We start from the raw sequence: 15,995 nt of genomic DNA on the forward strand, positions 1-15,995 counted from the left end.
CCTTGTTCAACCCCCGCAAGTTACCAGCAAGTAACTCTCTGTTCGCCCGCCTCGGGCGAGTTCCGGCCACACGAGGCCGGACCGTCCGCCGGCGTCTCGCGGCCAAGCTCCGGGCCTACACGCGGTACCACCCATGCGCCCGCACCGGTCGCGCGGCGCCCCTCGGCGGAGCCGGTCCAGGAGGAGTGGTGGCGGCACTACCCGCTCTTCCCACGGCTGCTCGTCCTGGACGGCACCGGCCCGGCCGGTATCGCCACCCGCATCCCCGTGCCCCGCACGCAGCCATCGGGGATGCTGCCGTGGCCGGCTTCCTGCGGAGGTGATTGTTCTGGCCGCGCCGATGACCGACCTGCTCCAACACGGCCCCGCCACACCCATATGGCACCCGTCCGCGACCCCGACCGCACCGTCATCTGGATGGACCCGCCGGTGCCGCAGCCCGCGCAGGCAGGTACGCGCCGCCCTGCAGCCTGCGCAGTGCGCCGATCACAGGTCCGACCATGGCAGCCGGAACCCCGATCACGGGGCCGACCATCTCAGGTCACAGCATTGGCAGCCGATTGCCGGACACGCAGTTGCTGTCGCACGGTGGCTCCGGACCGCTTCACCACCATGAGCGAGCACGTCTCCACTGTCGTGAAACGACGGGAGCAGTCAGGGCACCGGCACCGGCGGCGCCGACACGGATGGACGTGCCAGCGTCCGTCGTACGGCTGTCGACGACACGGCAGTCGCCGTACCGTGGACGTCTCGGGCCCTGCGCGGAGGTCTGCCCCGTGTCCCGAATGTTCTGGTCAGGTGCCATCCGCTCCGGCCTGGTCACTTCTCTGAACCAGAGGTGTCCGAGTTGGCTGTGGGCCGGACGCGTGGTCGTAGGCGTTCGCCCTGTGGCCCGAACATGATCAGGTATTCGGTCGGTCCGCCGAGTCCGGCGTTGGCGACTCCGTGCGGGGTGCGCGTGTCGAACTCGGCGACTTCTCCGGCGGTGAGGACAAGATCGTGTTCGCCGAGCGCCAGCCACAGTCGTCCGGACAGCACGCACAGCCATTCGTAGCCTTCATGTGACACCTGGCGTGGCCGTGGCGGCTGGCCGTCGGCGGCGGGCAGGACGTGCTTGTGGGCGTGCAGGCCCCCGACGTACCGGGTCAGCGGCAGCACCGCCTTGTCGTCCACCGAACGCGGTGGTGAAGGGCTGTGTGGTTGCTCGGCTGCGGCGGGCAACCTGCCGGTCAGTTCGTCCAGGGAGGAGTCGTATGCCTTCGCCAGGTGCAGCAGGAGTTCCAGGTTCGGCTTGCGCCGGCCGTTCTCGATGCGCGACAGCGTGCTGAGGGCTATGCCGGTCGTGCGGCTCACGTCGGTGAGCGTGTCTCCGCGCCGCTCGCGTGCCGCACGCAGCCGTGGCCCGATGGCGGCCAGGACGCCGGCCACGTCGTCGTCCGTCATCTCGCGTCGTCCCTCTCCAGCCGCTCCTGCCACTGCCTCCCACCTGCAAGTTTGCCAAAGTGTCAAGGCTAGTCGCATCCCCGGCCGCCGCAACGCATGATCGATGTGTACCACGGCCACTCCGGGAAACCGAGGAGACAGTCATGCACCGGCCCACGCCGTCCACCGACCTGCGCCACCGCGTCATCGACGCGCCCGTCGGCCGGCTGCATCTGGTCGAGCAGGGCACCGGACCGCTGGTCCTGCTGGTCCACGGCTTCCCCGAGTCCTGGTACTCCTGGCGCCACCAGCTCCCGGCCCTCGCAGCGGCGGGATACCGCGCCGCCGCACTCGACGTGCGTGGCTACGGCCGCTCCTCCAAGCCCGCCGCGACGCAGGAGTACCGGATGCGCGCCCTAGTGGGGGACAACGTCGCCCTGGTCCACGCCCTCGGCGAAGAGACAGCGGTCATCATCGGGCACGACTGGGGCTCCAACATCGCGGCCACCTCCGCCCTGCTCCACCCCGAGGTCTTCCGCGCGGTGGGCCTGCTGAGCGTTCCCTACGCCCCGCCTGGCGGACCCCGTCCCAGCGACATCTTCGCGCAGCTGGGCAGCGACCAGGAGTTCTACGTCTCCTACTTCCAGAAGCCGGGCCGGGCCGAGGCCGAGATCGAGCCCGACGTCCGCGGCTGGCTCGCGGGCTTCTACGCGGCTCTGTCCGCCGACACCATGCCCGCGCCAGGAGAGCCCGACCCGCACTTCGTCAGCAGCGGCGCCACACTGCGCGACCGGTTCCCCGCCGGCCCTCTGCCCTCCTGGCTCACCGAAGCCGACCTCGACCACTATGCCGGGGAGTTCGAACGCACCGGCATGACCGGAGCGCTCAACCGCTACCGGAACATGGACCGCGACTGGGGAGACCTCGCCGAATTGAACGGCTCCCCCCTCGCCCAGCCGTCCTTGTTCATCGGCGGGAGCCTGGACGCCTCCACGACCTGGATGGCGGACGCGATCAACGCCTACCCGACCACCCTTCCAGGCCTGGTTTCCTCCCACCTCTTGGAGGGTGGCGGCCACTGGCTCCAGCAGGAACGCCCAGAGGAGATCAACAAGCTTCTGATCACCTGGCTGGAGGCGGTGTCTCAAGAGGGCATCTGATCCAGGTAGTTGGTATTCTGGGATGTTCTGTGACCGGCCGTGTTGTGGTCGCAGCACATCCCAGCGTGACCAAGGTCTGGGCCGACGGCGGATACCAGAACAGCATCTTCGACCACGGCGCCGACCTGGGCATCGACGTCGAAGTGGTGCAGCGGTCGCGCACGAAGGGGTACAAAATGTCCCGCGAACCGAACGGAGAATCCGTACCAACCTGGCGAATCGAAACGGACATCACACGCGCAACGGTCTGAACATTGATCAGGTGCTCGCTTGGTCGCGTGCCCGTGCTGGTCCGTGCGGCCCTACTTGGTCCGGTGGACGAGGATCAGGTTGGGGTCCTTGCCGGTGAGCCAGCCGGCGTTCAGTACGTAGACGGTGTTGCCATGCAAGGCGATGGACGTGGGGTTCTGCAAGCCGTCGGCTGAGGTCAGCACGGTGGAGTGGCTGCCGTCGGGCTGGATGAGCGCGACTTCGTTGGGCCCGTCCAGGGCGGCGAGCAGCTGTTCGCCGTGGCCGGTGAAGGCGATGTCGTCGATCCCGGGCATACCGGTGGCCCGGGTCTGGATGTGGCCGGCGCGTCCGTTCCGGAGCATCGGAACGCGCAGGACGGTGCCCTTGTCAAAGTTGGTGGCCCACACCGCGCCGTTGTGGACCTTCAGGCCGTTGGCGCCGAGGAAGCCGGCGGGCGCCAGCTCCGGAGCGGTGGACCATGCGGTGGGGGTGCCGCCGCGGGTGGGCACTCTCCAGATGGTGCCGCGCACGGAGTCGGCGACGTAGAGGGTGTGGGTGCGCGCGTCCAGCGCCAAGCCGTTGGGCAGGCCGTCGGCGGGCAGCGCGGCGATCCGCTGCGGTTCGCCGCCGGGGCGCAGGCGCCACACGCCGGTGAGGTCGGGTGTGCCGGTGGCGTAGAGGAAGTACAGAGTGCCGTCGTGGGCGCGGACGATTCCGACGGTCAGGGGGAATCCCAGGGCCGGGGTGTGGACCCCGCCGTCGGCGGGCTCGGGCAGGGTGGCCACGATCCGGACGGTGCCCGTCGGGGAGATCTTGGCGATCTGGCGGCCCTTGGCGAAGGTGACGTAGGCGCTGCCGCCCGGTGCCAGGGCGACGTTCTCCGGCGTCTGGCCCTTGGCCAGGTCGAAGTGCGCGGCGATCCGCGCGTTGCTCAGCGGGGCGGAGACGGCCGAGGCCGCAGTGGGACTGAGCGCCGCGGCAGTGGCCGCGACCAGGGCGCCCGCCGCTACAGCGGACACGGAGAGTTTCTTGAGCATGGCTTCTTTCTGCCTTCTGGGAGCGTTTTCGGGCATGCGGCAGCAACAGGCCGACGCGCATGGGTTGGGTTGCGTGGGTTCCTCTCGCGGGGCGGCGCCCTGCGGCTGCCCGCGGCAGGGCCGTTCGTCGGCCGTGTCACGGGTGGAACAGGTGTCGGCTCGTTGCGGTCTAGCGTTCGTGTCGTTCGGTGGGGACAGTCCTGCCGGCTCGCGGCCGCGGCCGCACCTGCTCCAGGTCGGTCAGGAGGCCGACCTGCGTGGTTGCCTGGCTGGTGGCCTGAGCGAGCAGGGTGAGCGCGGTCCACGAGGACGAGCCCGCCTGTGTGGTGGCGACCACCACGATGGGGCCCGGCCCGCTGCTCAGGGTCTGCTGGATGACGGTCAGCGGCCCGACCAGCGGGTGTCGCATCTCGTAGGTGGCGACAGTGCACGCCTTGATCCGGTGGTCGGCCCACATCGAGGCGAACTCCGTGCTTTTGGCGGCCAGTTCGCCCAGGAGCGCGTGCAGTGCCGCGTCCTCCGGGTGCTCGGCCGCCACGAGGCGCAGATTCCCCACCACCGCTCTGGCCTTGCTCGGCCAGTCCGCGTACAGGTCACGGAAATGACAGTCAAGGAACACCAGCCTGGCCATGTTCGGGCGCTGCGCCGTCGTCTCCGGGGCGCCGGGGTCCAGATGCCCGGCGAACAGAGCGTGGCCCAGGCGGTTCCACGCCAGCACGTCGGTGCGCCGGCCCAGCACGATCGCGGGTACATCCCCCAGCACGTCCAGCAGTTGGCGCATCTCCGGCGTCACCCGTTCCGGCGCGGGCCGCCGGCCCCGGGGGCGGTGCCTGTCCACTCGGGCCAGGTCGTGCAGGTACCGCCGCTCGGACTCGTCCAGTCGCAGGGCCCCGGCTATCGCGTCCAGGACCTCCGCGGATGCGCTCAGTGACTGCCCCTGCTCCAGCCTGGTGTAGTACGAGGCGCTCACCCCCGCCAGCAGCGCCAGCTCCTCGCGTCGAAGACCCGGCACACGTCGGCGCTCCCCATAGGTGGGCACCCCGACATCCTCCGGGCGCAGCTGTGAGCGCCGCGTCTGCAGGAAGTCCCCGAGCTGCGTCTTTCCGTTCATGTCTCCGAGTATGGGCGGCCTCCGGGCGCCCAGCCTGCCCCAGCTGTGGATAGGCAGCAGTGGGTCTGGCTCGTGGGCCGGGGCCGCCGGTGAAGTGGGACGCAGCCGATCCGGCATCCCGCGCGCACCCAGGAGGACACCATGAGCGGCACCGACACCGAGAACGAGCCCGTCGAGGCTCTTGACGCAGCCGACTTCGCCTTCACCAGGCGTGCCTGGGTCGACGCCGCACCCGCCCGGGTCTATGACCTGATCAGCGACGTGTCCGCGATCAGCCGCTGGAGTCCCAACGCCACCGACGTCGTCTTCGACCCAGGGGCCGGGCCCCGAGTCGGCGCCTGGTTCAGCGGCCGCAACCGCAAGGACGGCAAGGAGTGGACCAGTCGCTCCCAAATCGTGCAGGCCGACCCCGGGGCGGCTTTCGGCTTCGTCGTCGGCGGCGCCGAGAACGGCATCGTGCACTGGGAATGGACCCTCACCCCCCAAGGGCACGGAACCGTCGTCCAGCAGTCCTGGCGACTGCTGCGCCTCGACCCGGTGCTCGGCACCACCCGCACCGACCTGGACACGCTCCGCCGCTACATGACGAACAGCGTCGAAACCACCCTGACCACCCTCGCCCAGTGGCTGGCCGAAGAGCGCACGAGGTGACATGCCGTGCATCTGACCAGCCATTCAGAACAAAGGCCCGAACGGGAGGCACCCGGCAACGGCGCGATGGCGGCTGCCACCTGGCTGCCGCCTACGCCCGTAGCCGGCGCTTTCGGCCGCCTGCATGGCCTCCTCCCGCACGGACGCGGGAACGCCATGTCCGGTGACACAGAAGCTTGACGGGTGATACGGGACCGGGGCGACGGCCGGCGAGGCGCCGAGGCGCCGAGGCGCCGAGGCATGGTCTCCCTCCCGTGGTGCTGGTGCGCCGTCACCATCTGTGGTTATCTGATGTCGAGTCCTATCTCGACCACCATGCCGCCAAGCTGGTGCGCCGCTTCGACGCGGGCAGCTATGTCGTGCTGGCGGACGCCATGAACAGGCACGACATCGGCCGCGGTCGCGGCGGCACCCCGCGCCGCCCTGCGCCGCGTGACCGCCAGGACGCTTGTCGCCGGGGTGAGTTCGGACCGCCTCTACCCCCTCGCCCAGCAGGCGGAGCTGGCCACCGGTATCCCCACGGCAGATGACCTCCGAGTGATCGAATCCCCCTACGGTCACGACGGCTTCCTCATCGAAGTGGAGCAGGTCGCCGCGCTCGTGCGCGAACTTCTCGCACAGCGGCGGCCGTTCAAGGCAGTCGATGGTGGCCCGCAGCTGTCTTGCCCTTGACGCGCGCGTCAGGGGTGGCGTCCGCACACCGCCCGTCGGACCGGTCCGGCGGTCACGGCCCGCCCTCACCCTCGAAGCCGCTCCGGAGGCCCGACACGGTCGCTGCCCCGCCCTTCACGACCCGCGGGATCCTGGTGGCCGGGACCCCCGGCGGGCTGCCCGGGCCCGAGCGCTTGACGGTCACGCAGAAGCCGATTCTGGTTCCCGGCCGGTGACAAGTCGTCGTCCGGAACCGGTACCTCCTGGTGTTTCCCCGGGCCGCGCCACTCTGATCGGCAGCCAGTCCGACGGCGTACCGCTGCCCCGCGTCCACGCCGGCGAGGCGCCGTTCGGTCCGGCTGTCGGTGAGGTCGTGGCGGCCGCGCCGGGCGGTCCGCTGCACCCGGAGGACATCGTCACGCACATGCACGGAGGGCGCGAGCACGCGCCGACGGCGGCCGACTGCACTCCGCCGGGCGATGCCCTGCCCGACCCGGTCGCCCACCTGTCGTCCGGGTCGGCCGCCCACGGAGCACTGACCCGGCTCGCCGAAGTCCGCCCCGGTGACACCGTGTTCGTCACTGGCGCGGCAGGAGCCGTGGGAACGCCGACGGGCCCCGTCGCGCGTCCCCTGGGACGCCGGGAAGGGTATCGGGAGCACAGGGTTCGCCGGACAAGGCAGAGCGGCTGTGGGCCGAACTGGGCTACGACGCGGTCGTGGTGCCGGGATCCCGGTCGGTCGACGAGCAACTGGCCTCGGCGGCGCCGGACGGCATCGACGTGCTGCTGGACACCGGTCGGCGGTGACCAGCTGACCGCGGCCGTGCCCGCCGCGCGCCGGGGTGCCCGCTTCGCACTGGTCGGCCCTGCGCACCCAAGGACAGCTGTGACGACACGTCTTCGGCAACGGGATCGCCCCGCCGAGAACGTCCACGGCGGCAGTGCGCAGACGTGCTCTGCCGCCACGAGCCCTCACACGTCGGCCGCCTTCCCCTGATGTGCCGCGGTCGGCAGGTCCTTTTCGAACGGCAGGGGGCCGATGGTTTCCGGATCGGCCTCGGTGTCGAACAGCGGGGTGTAGCCGGTCGCCAGGTACAGGCCGCGGGCCTCGGGCTGGCGCGGACCGGTGGTCAGGTAGATACGCCGGTATCCGCGGGCGCTCGCCTCACGCTCCAACTCGGCGACGACACATCGGGCCAGACCGCGCCTGCGGTGGGCGGAGTGCGTCCAGATCCGCTTCAGCTCGGCCGTGGTCTCGTCGAACCGACGGAAGGCGCCGCCCGCGACCGGCTCGCCGTGTTCGAGGAGCAGGAGCAGCACCCCGCCGTGCGGGGCGGTGAACTCCTCATCGGGATAGCGGGCGAGTTCGGCGTGGGCGTCCTTGCCGTAGCGCGTCGAGTACTCGTCGCCGAGTTCACGCAGCAGAGGTCCGACCCTCGGGTCGGACACGGTCACTTGAACGACCGTCAGCTCGACGGCATGCGAGGGTGGTTGTGCGACGGACGTCATCCGTCCACCGCCGCGCGATCCCGCGTGCCGCCCGCTGCTCGCTCGGCGTCGCGCTTGGCGACCTCCTCACGGACGATCGGGATCACGTACCGGCCGAAGTCGATCGCGTCGTCCAGCAGGTCGTAGCCGCGGGCGGAGAGGATGTCGACGCCGAGGTCGTAGTAGTCAAGGAGCGCCTGGGCGACCGTCTCCGGGGTTCCGACCAGGGCATTGGAATTGCCGGCGCCTCCGGTCGCGGCGGCGGTCGGGGTCCACAGGGCGCGGTCGTAGCGCTCCCCCGCATCGGCGATCGCCAGCAGTCGCTGCGAGCCGGTGTTCTGCGGTTGCGCATGCCCGTTGTGGCGCTTGGTGACCGGCTCGCCCTTCTCCTTGCGGGCCTTGATCGCACCGACCGTGCGGTGGGCCTTCTCCCAGGCCAGCTCCTCGGTCGGGGCGATGATCGGGCGGAACGCGACCTGGATGCGCGGTACGTCGGTGCGGCCCGCGGCCTTCGCGGCGGCCTTCACGGCCTCGATCTGTTCGGCGGTCCTGGCCAGGGGCTCGCCCCAGAGGCAGTAGATGTCGGCCTCGGCGCCTCCAGCGGCGTACGCGGCGGGCGACGAACCGCCGAACGACACGTTCGGGCGGGGCTGTTGGACCGGGAAGACATCGCTGACGAAGTCGTGGAAGCGGTAGTGCTCGCCCTCGTGGTCGAAGGGTTCGTGGGTGGTCCAGATCTTCTTGACGACCCGGATGTACTCGCGGGTGCGCGCGTAACGCTCGTCCTTGGTGAGCGTGTCGCCCTCGCGGCCCTGTTCGTGGTCGTTGCCGCCGGTGATGAAGTGCACGGTCAGCCGGCCCTCGCTGATCCGGTCGAGGGTGGCGAACGTCTTCGCGGCGAAGGTCGGGTACGAGACATTGGGCCGGTGGGCCAGCAGGATCTGGAGGCGGTCCAGCCTGCTCGCGATGTAGGCGGCGGCCGGCGCGGGATCCGGCGATCCGGAACCGTAGGCGAACAGCACCCGGTCCCAGCCGTGGTCCTCGTGCGCCCGGGCGAGCCGGAGTGTGTACTCCTTGTCGAACGCGGCGCCGGAGCGCGGGGTCGTTTCGGAGCCGTCGTTGGTGGCGGCTATGCCGAGGAATTCCACGGGCATGGGAGATGGCCTTTCTCAAAAGCCTCTGGGGCCGGCCGCGCCCTGGGCGACGCGCGGGCACGGCGGAGCAGCCCTCGGTGCGGCCGGGACAACGGCGCTCCAGGGTGCTGGGAACCAGGTGGTGAGCGGGTGTGAGACGCCAGGCATGGCCCACGGCGAGGCCAGGCGGCGACAGCGGTGTCAGATCTCGCAGAACCGTCCGTACCCGGATTCGGCGTGCGTCCGGCGTATGCGTACGACGATGCCGCGCAAGGAGGAGGTCGGCCCGCGACGGGGCCACCGAGAGGGGAAGGGCCGGTCAGGCGGCCCGTTGCCGTGTCAGGCGCGACACGCGGCGGACCACACCCGACCGAAGTCGATGTGGTCACGGGTGACCAGGCGCTGCTCGGGATTCATACGACCAATTGAGCAGTGCATCTCGCTTGTCGTCAACCACGGCCCGGATGCTGGACCGGCGTTGAGCAGTTCCCGGGTGTCGGGGCACGCGGCGAGGGTGCTGACGCCGAGCGGCCGACGGCGGCCGGTGGGCCACCCGCGAGACTGCATTCCCTAGTTTTCCTATCGAATTACTAGGAAAGCATTGACGGCCCGCCCGGCGGGTGCGCAGGATGATGTACATGTCCCCCACGCAGCAACGACTCGTTCGTCGTCGGCATGTCGACTTTGGTCACGTCGTCAGCGCCGCCTGCTGTCGCGGGTAGGGCACGCGGCGCAGACGTTGCGCGTGCCACTCCGCTCCTTCTCTCTCATCCTAGGTGATCAGGCGAACCCACCAGCGCGCCTGACGGCCCGAAGCAACTCTGAAGGACGACCGCCATGACCACGGCACCACCGGCTCAGGCCACTCCGTGGATTCGCCGTTCCCCGACGTGGCCCACGTGGACCCACCTCCCGCGCAGCGGACGGGTGGCGGGGCCATCCGCATCGATTCCGCGCGATATGTCGCGGAAGTCGACGGACGCGAACTCGACCTCACCTACCTGGAGTTCGGGCTGCTGGCCCATCTCGTTCTGCATCCCCACCAGGTGCATTCGCACGAGCGGCTGATGGCCGGCGTCTGGGGCTACGACCACATCGGCGACGGCCGCACCGTCGATGTCCACATCGCGCGGCTGCGCCGCACGCTGGGCAGGGCTCATCGGCCCCGGATCGTGACCGTACGGCGGGTGGGCTACAAGTACGTGCCCGACCAGCAGGAGAGCCCGACCACCGCACCTTGCCGCCGACCTTGAGGAGTCACTGCCATGGGCGTTGCCACCGCGTCGTCCGGACCCGCCGCGAAATCCGGCCTGAGCGGGCCCGGCCGTACGCACTGGCTGCGCGTGGCCCGCGAAACGGCGGACGACCTGGCGACGGACGCCGCGGCCAGGGAGCAGGCGGGCAAGGTGCCGTTCGACGAGGTGTCCCGACTGCGTGAGGCGGGACTGCTGACGCTCCTCGTACCGGCCGACCTCGGGGGAGGCGGCGCGGACTGGCCCACGGCCTACACCGTCGTCCGGACGATCGCCGCCGCCGACGGCGCGATCGGTCAACTGCTCGGCTGTCACTACTTCCTGTCGTGGAGCGCCCGCTTCTTGAGCAAGCCCGCCCTCGCCACTCAGGTCGAGCGGACGTCCGCGGCGGAGCAGTGGTGCTGGGGTGGTGGTTTCGCGCATCAGGAACTGCCCCTGACCCTGTCCAGGAAAGCCAGGGGCTATGTCCTCGACGGCCGGCAGAGCTACACCACCGGGGTCCTGGTCGCCGACCGCCTCGCCGTGCGGGCCCGGCGGGCCGACACCGGTGAACCACTCGCCGTCGCCGTCGATCCCACCCATCACGGCGTGCGGATCGAGGGCGATGCCGACACCTTCGGGCAGCGGCTCGCGGCCGGTGGCAGCGTGGAGTTCGACGCCGTGCCGGTCGCCGCCCGCGACGTACTCGGCTCCCTCTCCGCGGACGAGGACGTCCTGTCACCGCTGGCCGCTCTCACCTCGCCGGTCGGACGTCTCCTCTCCGTCCAGATCCTTCTCGGCATGACCGAGGGAGTGCTCGCCGAAGCCCGTGAGTACAGCCGGGCGGGGCACTCACCCCAGTACACCGCCTTGCCGGTCGGCTCTCCCCAGGACCCGCAGGTGCTGACCGCCTACGGAGAACTCACCGTCCTCGCCCGCTCCGCCTCCGCGCTCACTGGGCAGGCGCTGGAAGCCGTGCAGGGCGGGCTGGCACGCGGCGAAGACCTCGCCTACGACGAGTACGCGGAGATCTCGGTCCTGGTGACCATGGCGGAAGCCGCCGCCTCCAGGGCGGCAACGGAAGCGACCACCCGCGCCCTCGACATCATCGGCCCCCGCTCCGCGTCCTCGCGGCTGGGCTTCGACCGCTTCTGGCGCAATGCCCGGACCCATACCCTGTACGAGCCCGTCGCCCACCGGCTCCGCGACGTCGGGGACTACTTCCTCAACGGTGCGCACCCTCCGTTCGTCCTGCCCGTCTGACCGAGGGCCCGGGGAGCACCGGAAGCACCGGATCAGCGAGCATCGTCCCCGCGAGCGTCGACGGCGCACTCAGCCACGTCATCGAGGGCGACAACGCCCCCTGCACGCCCGCCGCGACCGGGGCGCTTCGACCACCCGGCGGGGACACCCGACCGAAGCAGTACGGGATAATGCGCACATGCGGATCTCAGCCAGGGCCGAAACGAGGGCAAGAAGATCGCCACCCCGCAGCTCGGCAACACGCAGGACGTGGCGTTCCTCAACTGCATCACCGAACAGGGCTGGAAGGTCGACGCGGAGAGCGGCAAGGCGACGTATCGGTGGTCCGTACCGACAACAAGATCACCCCGGACGCCTACAAGTCCGGTTCCATCGACGGCGCCTGGGTACCGGAGCCGACCGCCTCCAAGCTGGTCGCCGAGGGCGCCGAGGTGCTCCTGGACGAGGCCGGGACGCTGTCACCATCACCGCACAGCTCGAACGTCACTCCCAGCAGGGCTCCTGATCCTCGGTCAACAGAACTCGCCGACCGCTCGGTAGGGGATCAGGGCGCGGTGAACAGGGTCGGGAAGCGGGGCGCGAGCCAGGGTTTGCGTCCCCAGGCGAGGACCTGTCCCTGCCCGATGGCCCGCCATGGATTACGACGGCCCAGCGCGATGAGGAGGAAGGTCACGGGTTCGATCAGGATGGTGCAGTCCGGACGTTCCCGTGGGGCTGGGGACACGTGCACGGCGCCGTCGCCCAGGCTCACACCGAACGCCGCGCCGCCCCGGAGGCGGATGGCGTAGTGGACAGCCAGATCCGCGATGGCGGCCGTGTCGACGACGCGGGGCATGACCGAGATCATGAACGGCATGCACAGCCCGACCCGGTCGCGGTCGATCATGTGCGGGCGCTTCAGGGCACGCGCGAGGTCGTAGCCGTGGCCCAGCATGTGCGTCAGCAGGTAGGACGCGAGAACGTGCCGGTCCATGGGCCCCAGAGGTGTGACGAGTGCCGGGCCGGCGGCGCTCTCCTCCCCCGCGTCCCGTTCCACGGCGTCGAGGAATACGTCGGCCTGCTCTGTGATCATCGACGCCAGCGGCTGCGCGCCACGCTGCCCGAACGCGGCGAGGGCCTGTGCGTTGGCAGCGGCCAGACTCTGCGGCGTGCCGTCGCCGTAGGGGCGTTCGTGCCCGGCCGCGAGGTCGGCCATCAGCTCGTTGGCCAGTGCCAGATGGGCGGCCGCCTCACCGACCGTCCACTCCGAGTCCGGTACGGGAACGGTCGTATCGGAGGCGTTGTTCAGCAGCGTGGCGATGTCACCGGCAGTCTCACGTATCGCTCGTGCGAGCCCTTCGGGCAGAGGCCCGCGAATGTCCTGCCGCGCCGTAGGCCGCATGCTGCCCGTCCCTCCCGCCTGCCGCGTCCCTCGCGTGTCCGGCGCGCCGAACCCAATCAGACTCGCGGGCGCGCGACAAGCCCTGGCACTCCACGGTGCGCTGAGGTGACTGCCGGCGGACGGGGGACGGGTGACGGCGATGCTGACCACGGCGCGGGCGAGAGGGCGCCGAGTGGGCCATGCCTGAGTCGGGTTACACGGTGCATGGCACGCCAGGGCGAGACGCGCACGCAGTGGTGCTGATCGCGCCGCCTGCGAGAACGCCGTGTTCCCGCAGGTGATGCGCAGCGGATAGGTGGGCGGCGGCTGCGGGAACGCCCGCCAGTCCCTGGCAGGCAGGCGGGCAGGGGCCATGCGGTGCAGCGCCCGAAATGCAGAGGGAGAGCACTCCGCAGACGAGGGCGACGCCCGCCAAGTCGACAGGAGCGCGGCGCTCGTCATCGTCACAAGCCGTCCTTGCCACAGTCCTCGGCCCACCGCGAGGGCCGTGCCGAACCCAAGACGACATGCACCACGCCTTCCTCCACTCACCCGCTGCATGCCCCCCGGCGATGCATCGGCCGTAGCAGTCATGGAAGCACGGCCCTAGCGATCTCAGCTGAGCGTTTGGTCCGCTAGTTCCTGTTTGGTTCCGCGCCGGGTTGAACTCGCGGTGCTCGCCGGTAGATCAAGGTCCGGGCTGGTCGCAGCGAGGCAGTCGGCAGGCACTTCGGGCGGGAACTGCAGCTTCTTCAGCTCCCTGGCCGCTGCCTGCGCGCCATGTGGGGCGTCAGTCGCTTCAGGTGAGTGCTCGGAGGGTCCTTCTCATGCGTCCGGGGCGGTATCGACGATGTCATCGCCGAAGGCGGCAGCGAGCGCCTTCGCGATCAGGTCGGGCAGTCCGGTCCGCCCGTCGCCCTCGGCCCAGCGCACCAATGCCGTGTGCATGGCGGCCAGGCAGGCACTGGCCGCCGCGTGTGCGTGGAACGCCGCGTCGGGATCGGCGGCATCGCCCCCGAGGGCGTCGACGATCGCCCGCTGAAGGGCATAGTGGTTGTCCAGGTGCTTGGCCCGCAATGCCGGCGTCGAGATCATGAGCCGCAGGCGGGCGAGCAGGAACTGCTCGCCCGCCGTCAGGTCGTCTCCGTGGCCGCCGCCGGTCAACGTCGCGGCCGAATCGATGAGCGCGCTGCCGATGCGGCGGACCAAGGGCTGGTCGGCGGACGACGCGATGATCCGCTCGGCGACGAGCTGACCGTTCTGGTCGACGAGCACGAGGTCTTCCTTTGTGGGGAAGTGCCGGTACACGGTCATGGGCGACACGCCCGCGGCTTCGGCGACGTCGGACACGGTCGTGGCGTCGTATCCGCGCTCGGTGAACAGCCGTACCGCGTGCGCCTGAATCGTGCGCTGCGTCTCGGCTCGCCGTTGTTCTCGCAGTGTTGAGGGCTGGTCGGGCATGTGATAGACCCTACCGGAGTGGTAGCGACTACCAGATTGGTAGTCGCTAACATGACGGGGTGGTGGACATGAGTGATCTGACCGGCAGGACGGCTCTCGTGACTGGGGCATCGCGCGGCATCGGGCAGGCGATCGCGGCCCGGCTTGCGGCGAAGGGGGCAGTGGTCATCGTGCATTTCGGCACGGACGAGGACGGTGCGACGGCAACGGTCGACGAGATCGAACGTACCGGTGGAACCGCGCTCGCCGTCAGGGCAGAGCTGGGCGTGGATGACGACGTCGAGACGCTCTTCACGGGAGTCGAGGCCGGCCCGGCTGGGCGGCCACTCGACATCCTGGTCAACAACGCAGCGGCTGCGCCCGCCGGCCCGCTCGGAGCCACGACTAGGAAAGAATTCGACCACCTCTGCGCGGTGAACGTGCGAGCGCCGTACTTCATCATCCAGCGAGCATCGCCGTTGCTCCGCGACGGCGGCCGCATCATCACGATCTCGTCCGTGGCGACCCGGATGGCCAGCCCCGCCCAGACGTCCTTCGCCATGACGAAGGGTGCGGTCGAGACGATGAGCATGACCTTGGCCAACGAGCTCGGGGTCCGGGGCATCACGGTGAACGCGGTTGCCCCCGGCGCCACTCGGACGGCGACCAACGGATCGTTCTTCGAAACGCCGGGCCTGGCCGAATTCATCGCCGGCACGACGGCGCTCGATCGGCTGGGCGGGCCCGACGATGTCGCCGACGTGGTCGCGTTCCTCGCCTCCGAAGCGGCGCGCTGGATCACCGGGCAGGTCATCGACGCAAGCGGTGGGCTGTTCCTCGGACCGCGCGTCGGTTAGCAAGGGACATCCTCGCCGGCCCGCCGCCAGGGCCTCGCCGCCGCCATACCAGAAGGCGTCCCAGGTCTACGACCAACTGGACCACCTCCTGCTGTACGGCTCCTACGAGACCGAACGCGACCTGGGCGCCTTCGACACCCGGTGCGGTTACGCCGTTCTCGACCCGGGGCAGGGAGTCTCCCTCCAGCACATCAACATCCCCTTCGGCGTCCACGCGGGACCCGACGAGTGCTGTTCACCCGCTGGCACCCGCGCCACGCGCCACTGACAGGCCACCGGGGAAGGAGGGCCCGGCGATCACCTCCCTCTGGGGTCACCCCCTGTTCAAGATCAGTGCTGAGCGCCGGCGGGGACATGCCCTCGATCAGGCCCACCGCCTCCGCGATCTCCTCCTCCGACAGCTCCACCTTCCCAGCAGCAACTCGGCAGGGTCCCGGATCGCGTCCGGGCCAGCGCATCGCGTGCAACACGATCACATCGTCCCGGACCCGCAGCAGGCCGAGACGCTCCCGGCCCGACCACGCGTACGTGGCGACCGCGACTTTGATGACCGCTCCAGGGCCTGCCGCAGCACTGGCGAACCCGGTTATGCGAACTTGCGGAATGGTTGAGCGTTCGCCGAGGTTGCGAGTGGACCCGACCCCGAACAAGGCCCCGGCTGGTTCCGGTGCAGCTGGTACGGGGCCGGTCGGCTGGGGGCCCGGGTTGAGCTCTGTGCGCCGTCCCGGTAAAGCGGTACCGCGACCATGCTGAGGCCCCGACGGATCGTCTTGGGTTCTAGGAGTCGTTGCAACACCCCAGTTCAAGGGGTGCGATGGACTTCAGGATTCGGGAGAACCGGGGCAAGGCTCAGGGCCGCAGGACCCTGGTCCGTGAGCGGGAGGAATACTTCCGGCTCATGGACCAGGGCCCGAGCAGCGCCGAAGCCTGCAAACGCGTCGGGACCCCTCTCATCACCG

Annotated in this window: 13 protein-coding genes and 5 pseudogenes; 10 read left to right on the forward strand and 8 right to left on the reverse strand. The window is 70.1% G+C overall.

What is annotated here, in order from left to right; genetic code table 11:
* Positions 1-587 precede the first annotated feature (587 nt).
* Both ACZ6D7_RS42085 and ACZ6D7_RS42090 read right to left on the reverse strand, forming a co-directional pair.
* Positions 588-787, reverse strand: a pseudogene (locus ACZ6D7_RS42085) (NrdR family transcriptional regulator); the annotation flags it as partial.
* A 32-nt stretch (positions 788-819) separates the two neighbouring features.
* A complete protein-coding gene (locus tag ACZ6D7_RS42090; protein ID WP_469502835.1) occupies positions 820-1,443 on the reverse strand; it encodes a helix-turn-helix domain-containing protein in 624 nt (207 codons plus the stop codon).
* A 143-nt stretch (positions 1,444-1,586) separates the two neighbouring features.
* On the opposite strand from ACZ6D7_RS42090, the gene ACZ6D7_RS42095 reads away from it, so the two are divergent.
* Both ACZ6D7_RS42095 and ACZ6D7_RS42100 read left to right on the forward strand, forming a co-directional pair.
* The gene (locus ACZ6D7_RS42095) at positions 1,587-2,582 is read left to right on the forward strand and encodes an alpha/beta fold hydrolase (RefSeq protein ID WP_469502838.1); all 996 of its coding nucleotides are present in this window, start codon (positions 1,587-1,589) and stop codon (positions 2,580-2,582) included.
* Between the two features lie 65 nt (positions 2,583-2,647).
* Positions 2,648-2,833: a hypothetical protein gene (locus ACZ6D7_RS42100; protein WP_469502841.1), complete on the forward strand. Its 186-nt coding sequence runs from the start codon at positions 2,648-2,650 to the stop codon at positions 2,831-2,833.
* Between the two features lie 51 nt (positions 2,834-2,884).
* Here the strand turns inward: ACZ6D7_RS42100 and ACZ6D7_RS42105 are convergent, their stop codons facing one another.
* Positions 2,885-3,850, reverse strand: a complete 966-nt coding sequence (locus tag ACZ6D7_RS42105) for an SMP-30/gluconolactonase/LRE family protein (RefSeq protein WP_469502843.1) — start codon at positions 3,848-3,850, stop codon at positions 2,885-2,887.
* A 169-nt stretch (positions 3,851-4,019) separates the two neighbouring features.
* Entirely contained in the window at positions 4,020-4,961 is a 942-nt protein-coding gene (locus tag ACZ6D7_RS42110; RefSeq protein WP_469502846.1) for a helix-turn-helix domain-containing protein, read from the reverse strand.
* Positions 4,962-5,102: 141 nt separating this feature from the next.
* Here ACZ6D7_RS42110 and ACZ6D7_RS42115 point away from each other — a divergent pair, with 141 nt between their 5' ends.
* The gene (locus tag ACZ6D7_RS42115; protein ID WP_469502848.1) at positions 5,103-5,612 is read left to right on the forward strand and encodes an SRPBCC family protein; all 510 of its coding nucleotides are present in this window, start codon (positions 5,103-5,105) and stop codon (positions 5,610-5,612) included.
* 293 nt (positions 5,613-5,905) lie between these two features.
* Positions 5,906-6,284, forward strand: a pseudogene (locus ACZ6D7_RS42120) (homoserine O-acetyltransferase); the annotation flags it as partial.
* A 951-nt stretch (positions 6,285-7,235) separates the two neighbouring features.
* On the opposite strand, the gene ACZ6D7_RS42125 reads toward ACZ6D7_RS42120, so the two are convergent.
* Positions 7,236-7,772 carry a GNAT family N-acetyltransferase gene (locus tag ACZ6D7_RS42125; protein WP_469502851.1) on the reverse strand — a complete coding sequence of 179 codons (537 nt, stop codon included), beginning with the start codon at positions 7,770-7,772 and terminating at the stop codon, positions 7,236-7,238.
* Complete coding sequence (locus ACZ6D7_RS42130) at positions 7,769-8,905, reverse strand: LLM class flavin-dependent oxidoreductase (protein ID WP_469502854.1); 1,137 nt, start codon at positions 8,903-8,905, stop codon at positions 7,769-7,771. The genes ACZ6D7_RS42125 and ACZ6D7_RS42130 overlap by 4 nt, the downstream gene beginning before the upstream one ends.
* 896 nt (positions 8,906-9,801) lie before the next feature.
* Here ACZ6D7_RS42130 and ACZ6D7_RS42135 point away from each other — a divergent pair.
* From ACZ6D7_RS42135 to ACZ6D7_RS42145, 3 genes and pseudogenes are all read left to right on the forward strand, one after another.
* A pseudogene (locus tag ACZ6D7_RS42135) lies at positions 9,802-10,137 on the forward strand (winged helix-turn-helix domain-containing protein); the annotation flags it as partial.
* Between the two features lie 12 nt (positions 10,138-10,149).
* Complete coding sequence (locus ACZ6D7_RS42140) at positions 10,150-11,379, forward strand: acyl-CoA dehydrogenase family protein (protein WP_469502857.1); 1,230 nt, start codon at positions 10,150-10,152, stop codon at positions 11,377-11,379.
* Positions 11,380-11,583: 204 nt separating this feature from the next.
* Positions 11,584-11,828: pseudogene (locus ACZ6D7_RS42145) on the forward strand (ABC transporter substrate-binding protein); the annotation flags it as partial.
* 95 nt (positions 11,829-11,923) lie between these two features.
* On the opposite strand, the gene ACZ6D7_RS42150 reads toward ACZ6D7_RS42145, so the two are convergent.
* Complete coding sequence (locus ACZ6D7_RS42150; protein WP_469502859.1) at positions 11,924-12,760, reverse strand: maleylpyruvate isomerase family mycothiol-dependent enzyme; 837 nt, start codon at positions 12,758-12,760, stop codon at positions 11,924-11,926.
* 804 nt (positions 12,761-13,564) lie between these two features.
* A complete protein-coding gene (locus ACZ6D7_RS42155) occupies positions 13,565-14,200 on the reverse strand; it encodes a TetR/AcrR family transcriptional regulator (protein ID WP_469502864.1) in 636 nt (211 codons plus the stop codon).
* A gap of 68 nt (positions 14,201-14,268) precedes the next feature.
* On the opposite strand from ACZ6D7_RS42155, the gene ACZ6D7_RS42160 reads away from it, so the two are divergent.
* From ACZ6D7_RS42160 to ACZ6D7_RS42170, 3 genes and pseudogenes are all read left to right on the forward strand, one after another.
* Positions 14,269-15,036 carry an SDR family oxidoreductase gene (locus tag ACZ6D7_RS42160; RefSeq protein WP_469502867.1) on the forward strand — a complete coding sequence of 256 codons (768 nt, stop codon included), beginning with the start codon at positions 14,269-14,271 and terminating at the stop codon, positions 15,034-15,036.
* Positions 15,005-15,304, forward strand: a complete 300-nt coding sequence (locus ACZ6D7_RS42165) for a hypothetical protein (protein WP_469502870.1) — start codon at positions 15,005-15,007, stop codon at positions 15,302-15,304. The genes ACZ6D7_RS42160 and ACZ6D7_RS42165 overlap by 32 nt, the downstream gene beginning before the upstream one ends.
* A gap of 546 nt (positions 15,305-15,850) precedes the next feature.
* A pseudogene (locus tag ACZ6D7_RS42170) lies at positions 15,851-15,979 on the forward strand (IS30 family transposase); the annotation flags it as partial.
* Positions 15,980-15,995: the final 16 nt, after the last annotated feature.

This window comes from Streptomyces sp. NPDC041784 (genome assembly GCF_055591025.1).

Bases quoted from the DNA above. Each gene is read 5' to 3' on its own strand.
- ACZ6D7_RS42090 (WP_469502835.1), bottom strand. From the start codon at position 1,443: ATGACGGACGACGACGTGGCCGGCGTCCTGGCCGCCATCGGGCCACGG.
- ACZ6D7_RS42095 (WP_469502838.1), top strand. From the start codon at position 1,587: ATGCACCGGCCCACGCCGTCCACCGACCTGCGCCACCGCGTCATCGAC.
- ACZ6D7_RS42105 (WP_469502843.1), bottom strand. From the start codon at position 3,850: ATGCTCAAGAAACTCTCCGTGTCCGCTGTAGCGGCGGGCGCCCTGGTC.
- ACZ6D7_RS42110 (WP_469502846.1), bottom strand. From the start codon at position 4,961: ATGAACGGAAAGACGCAGCTCGGGGACTTCCTGCAGACGCGGCGCTCA.
- ACZ6D7_RS42115 (WP_469502848.1), top strand. From the start codon at position 5,103: ATGAGCGGCACCGACACCGAGAACGAGCCCGTCGAGGCTCTTGACGCA.
- ACZ6D7_RS42125 (WP_469502851.1), bottom strand. From the start codon at position 7,772: ATGACGTCCGTCGCACAACCACCCTCGCATGCCGTCGAGCTGACGGTC.
- ACZ6D7_RS42130 (WP_469502854.1), bottom strand. From the start codon at position 8,905: ATGCCCGTGGAATTCCTCGGCATAGCCGCCACCAACGACGGCTCCGAA.
- ACZ6D7_RS42140 (WP_469502857.1), top strand. From the start codon at position 10,150: ATGGGCGTTGCCACCGCGTCGTCCGGACCCGCCGCGAAATCCGGCCTG.
- ACZ6D7_RS42150 (WP_469502859.1), bottom strand. From the start codon at position 12,760: ATGCGGCCTACGGCGCGGCAGGACATTCGCGGGCCTCTGCCCGAAGGG.
- ACZ6D7_RS42155 (WP_469502864.1), bottom strand. From the start codon at position 14,200: ATGCCCGACCAGCCCTCAACACTGCGAGAACAACGGCGAGCCGAGACG.
- ACZ6D7_RS42160 (WP_469502867.1), top strand. From the start codon at position 14,269: ATGAGTGATCTGACCGGCAGGACGGCTCTCGTGACTGGGGCATCGCGC.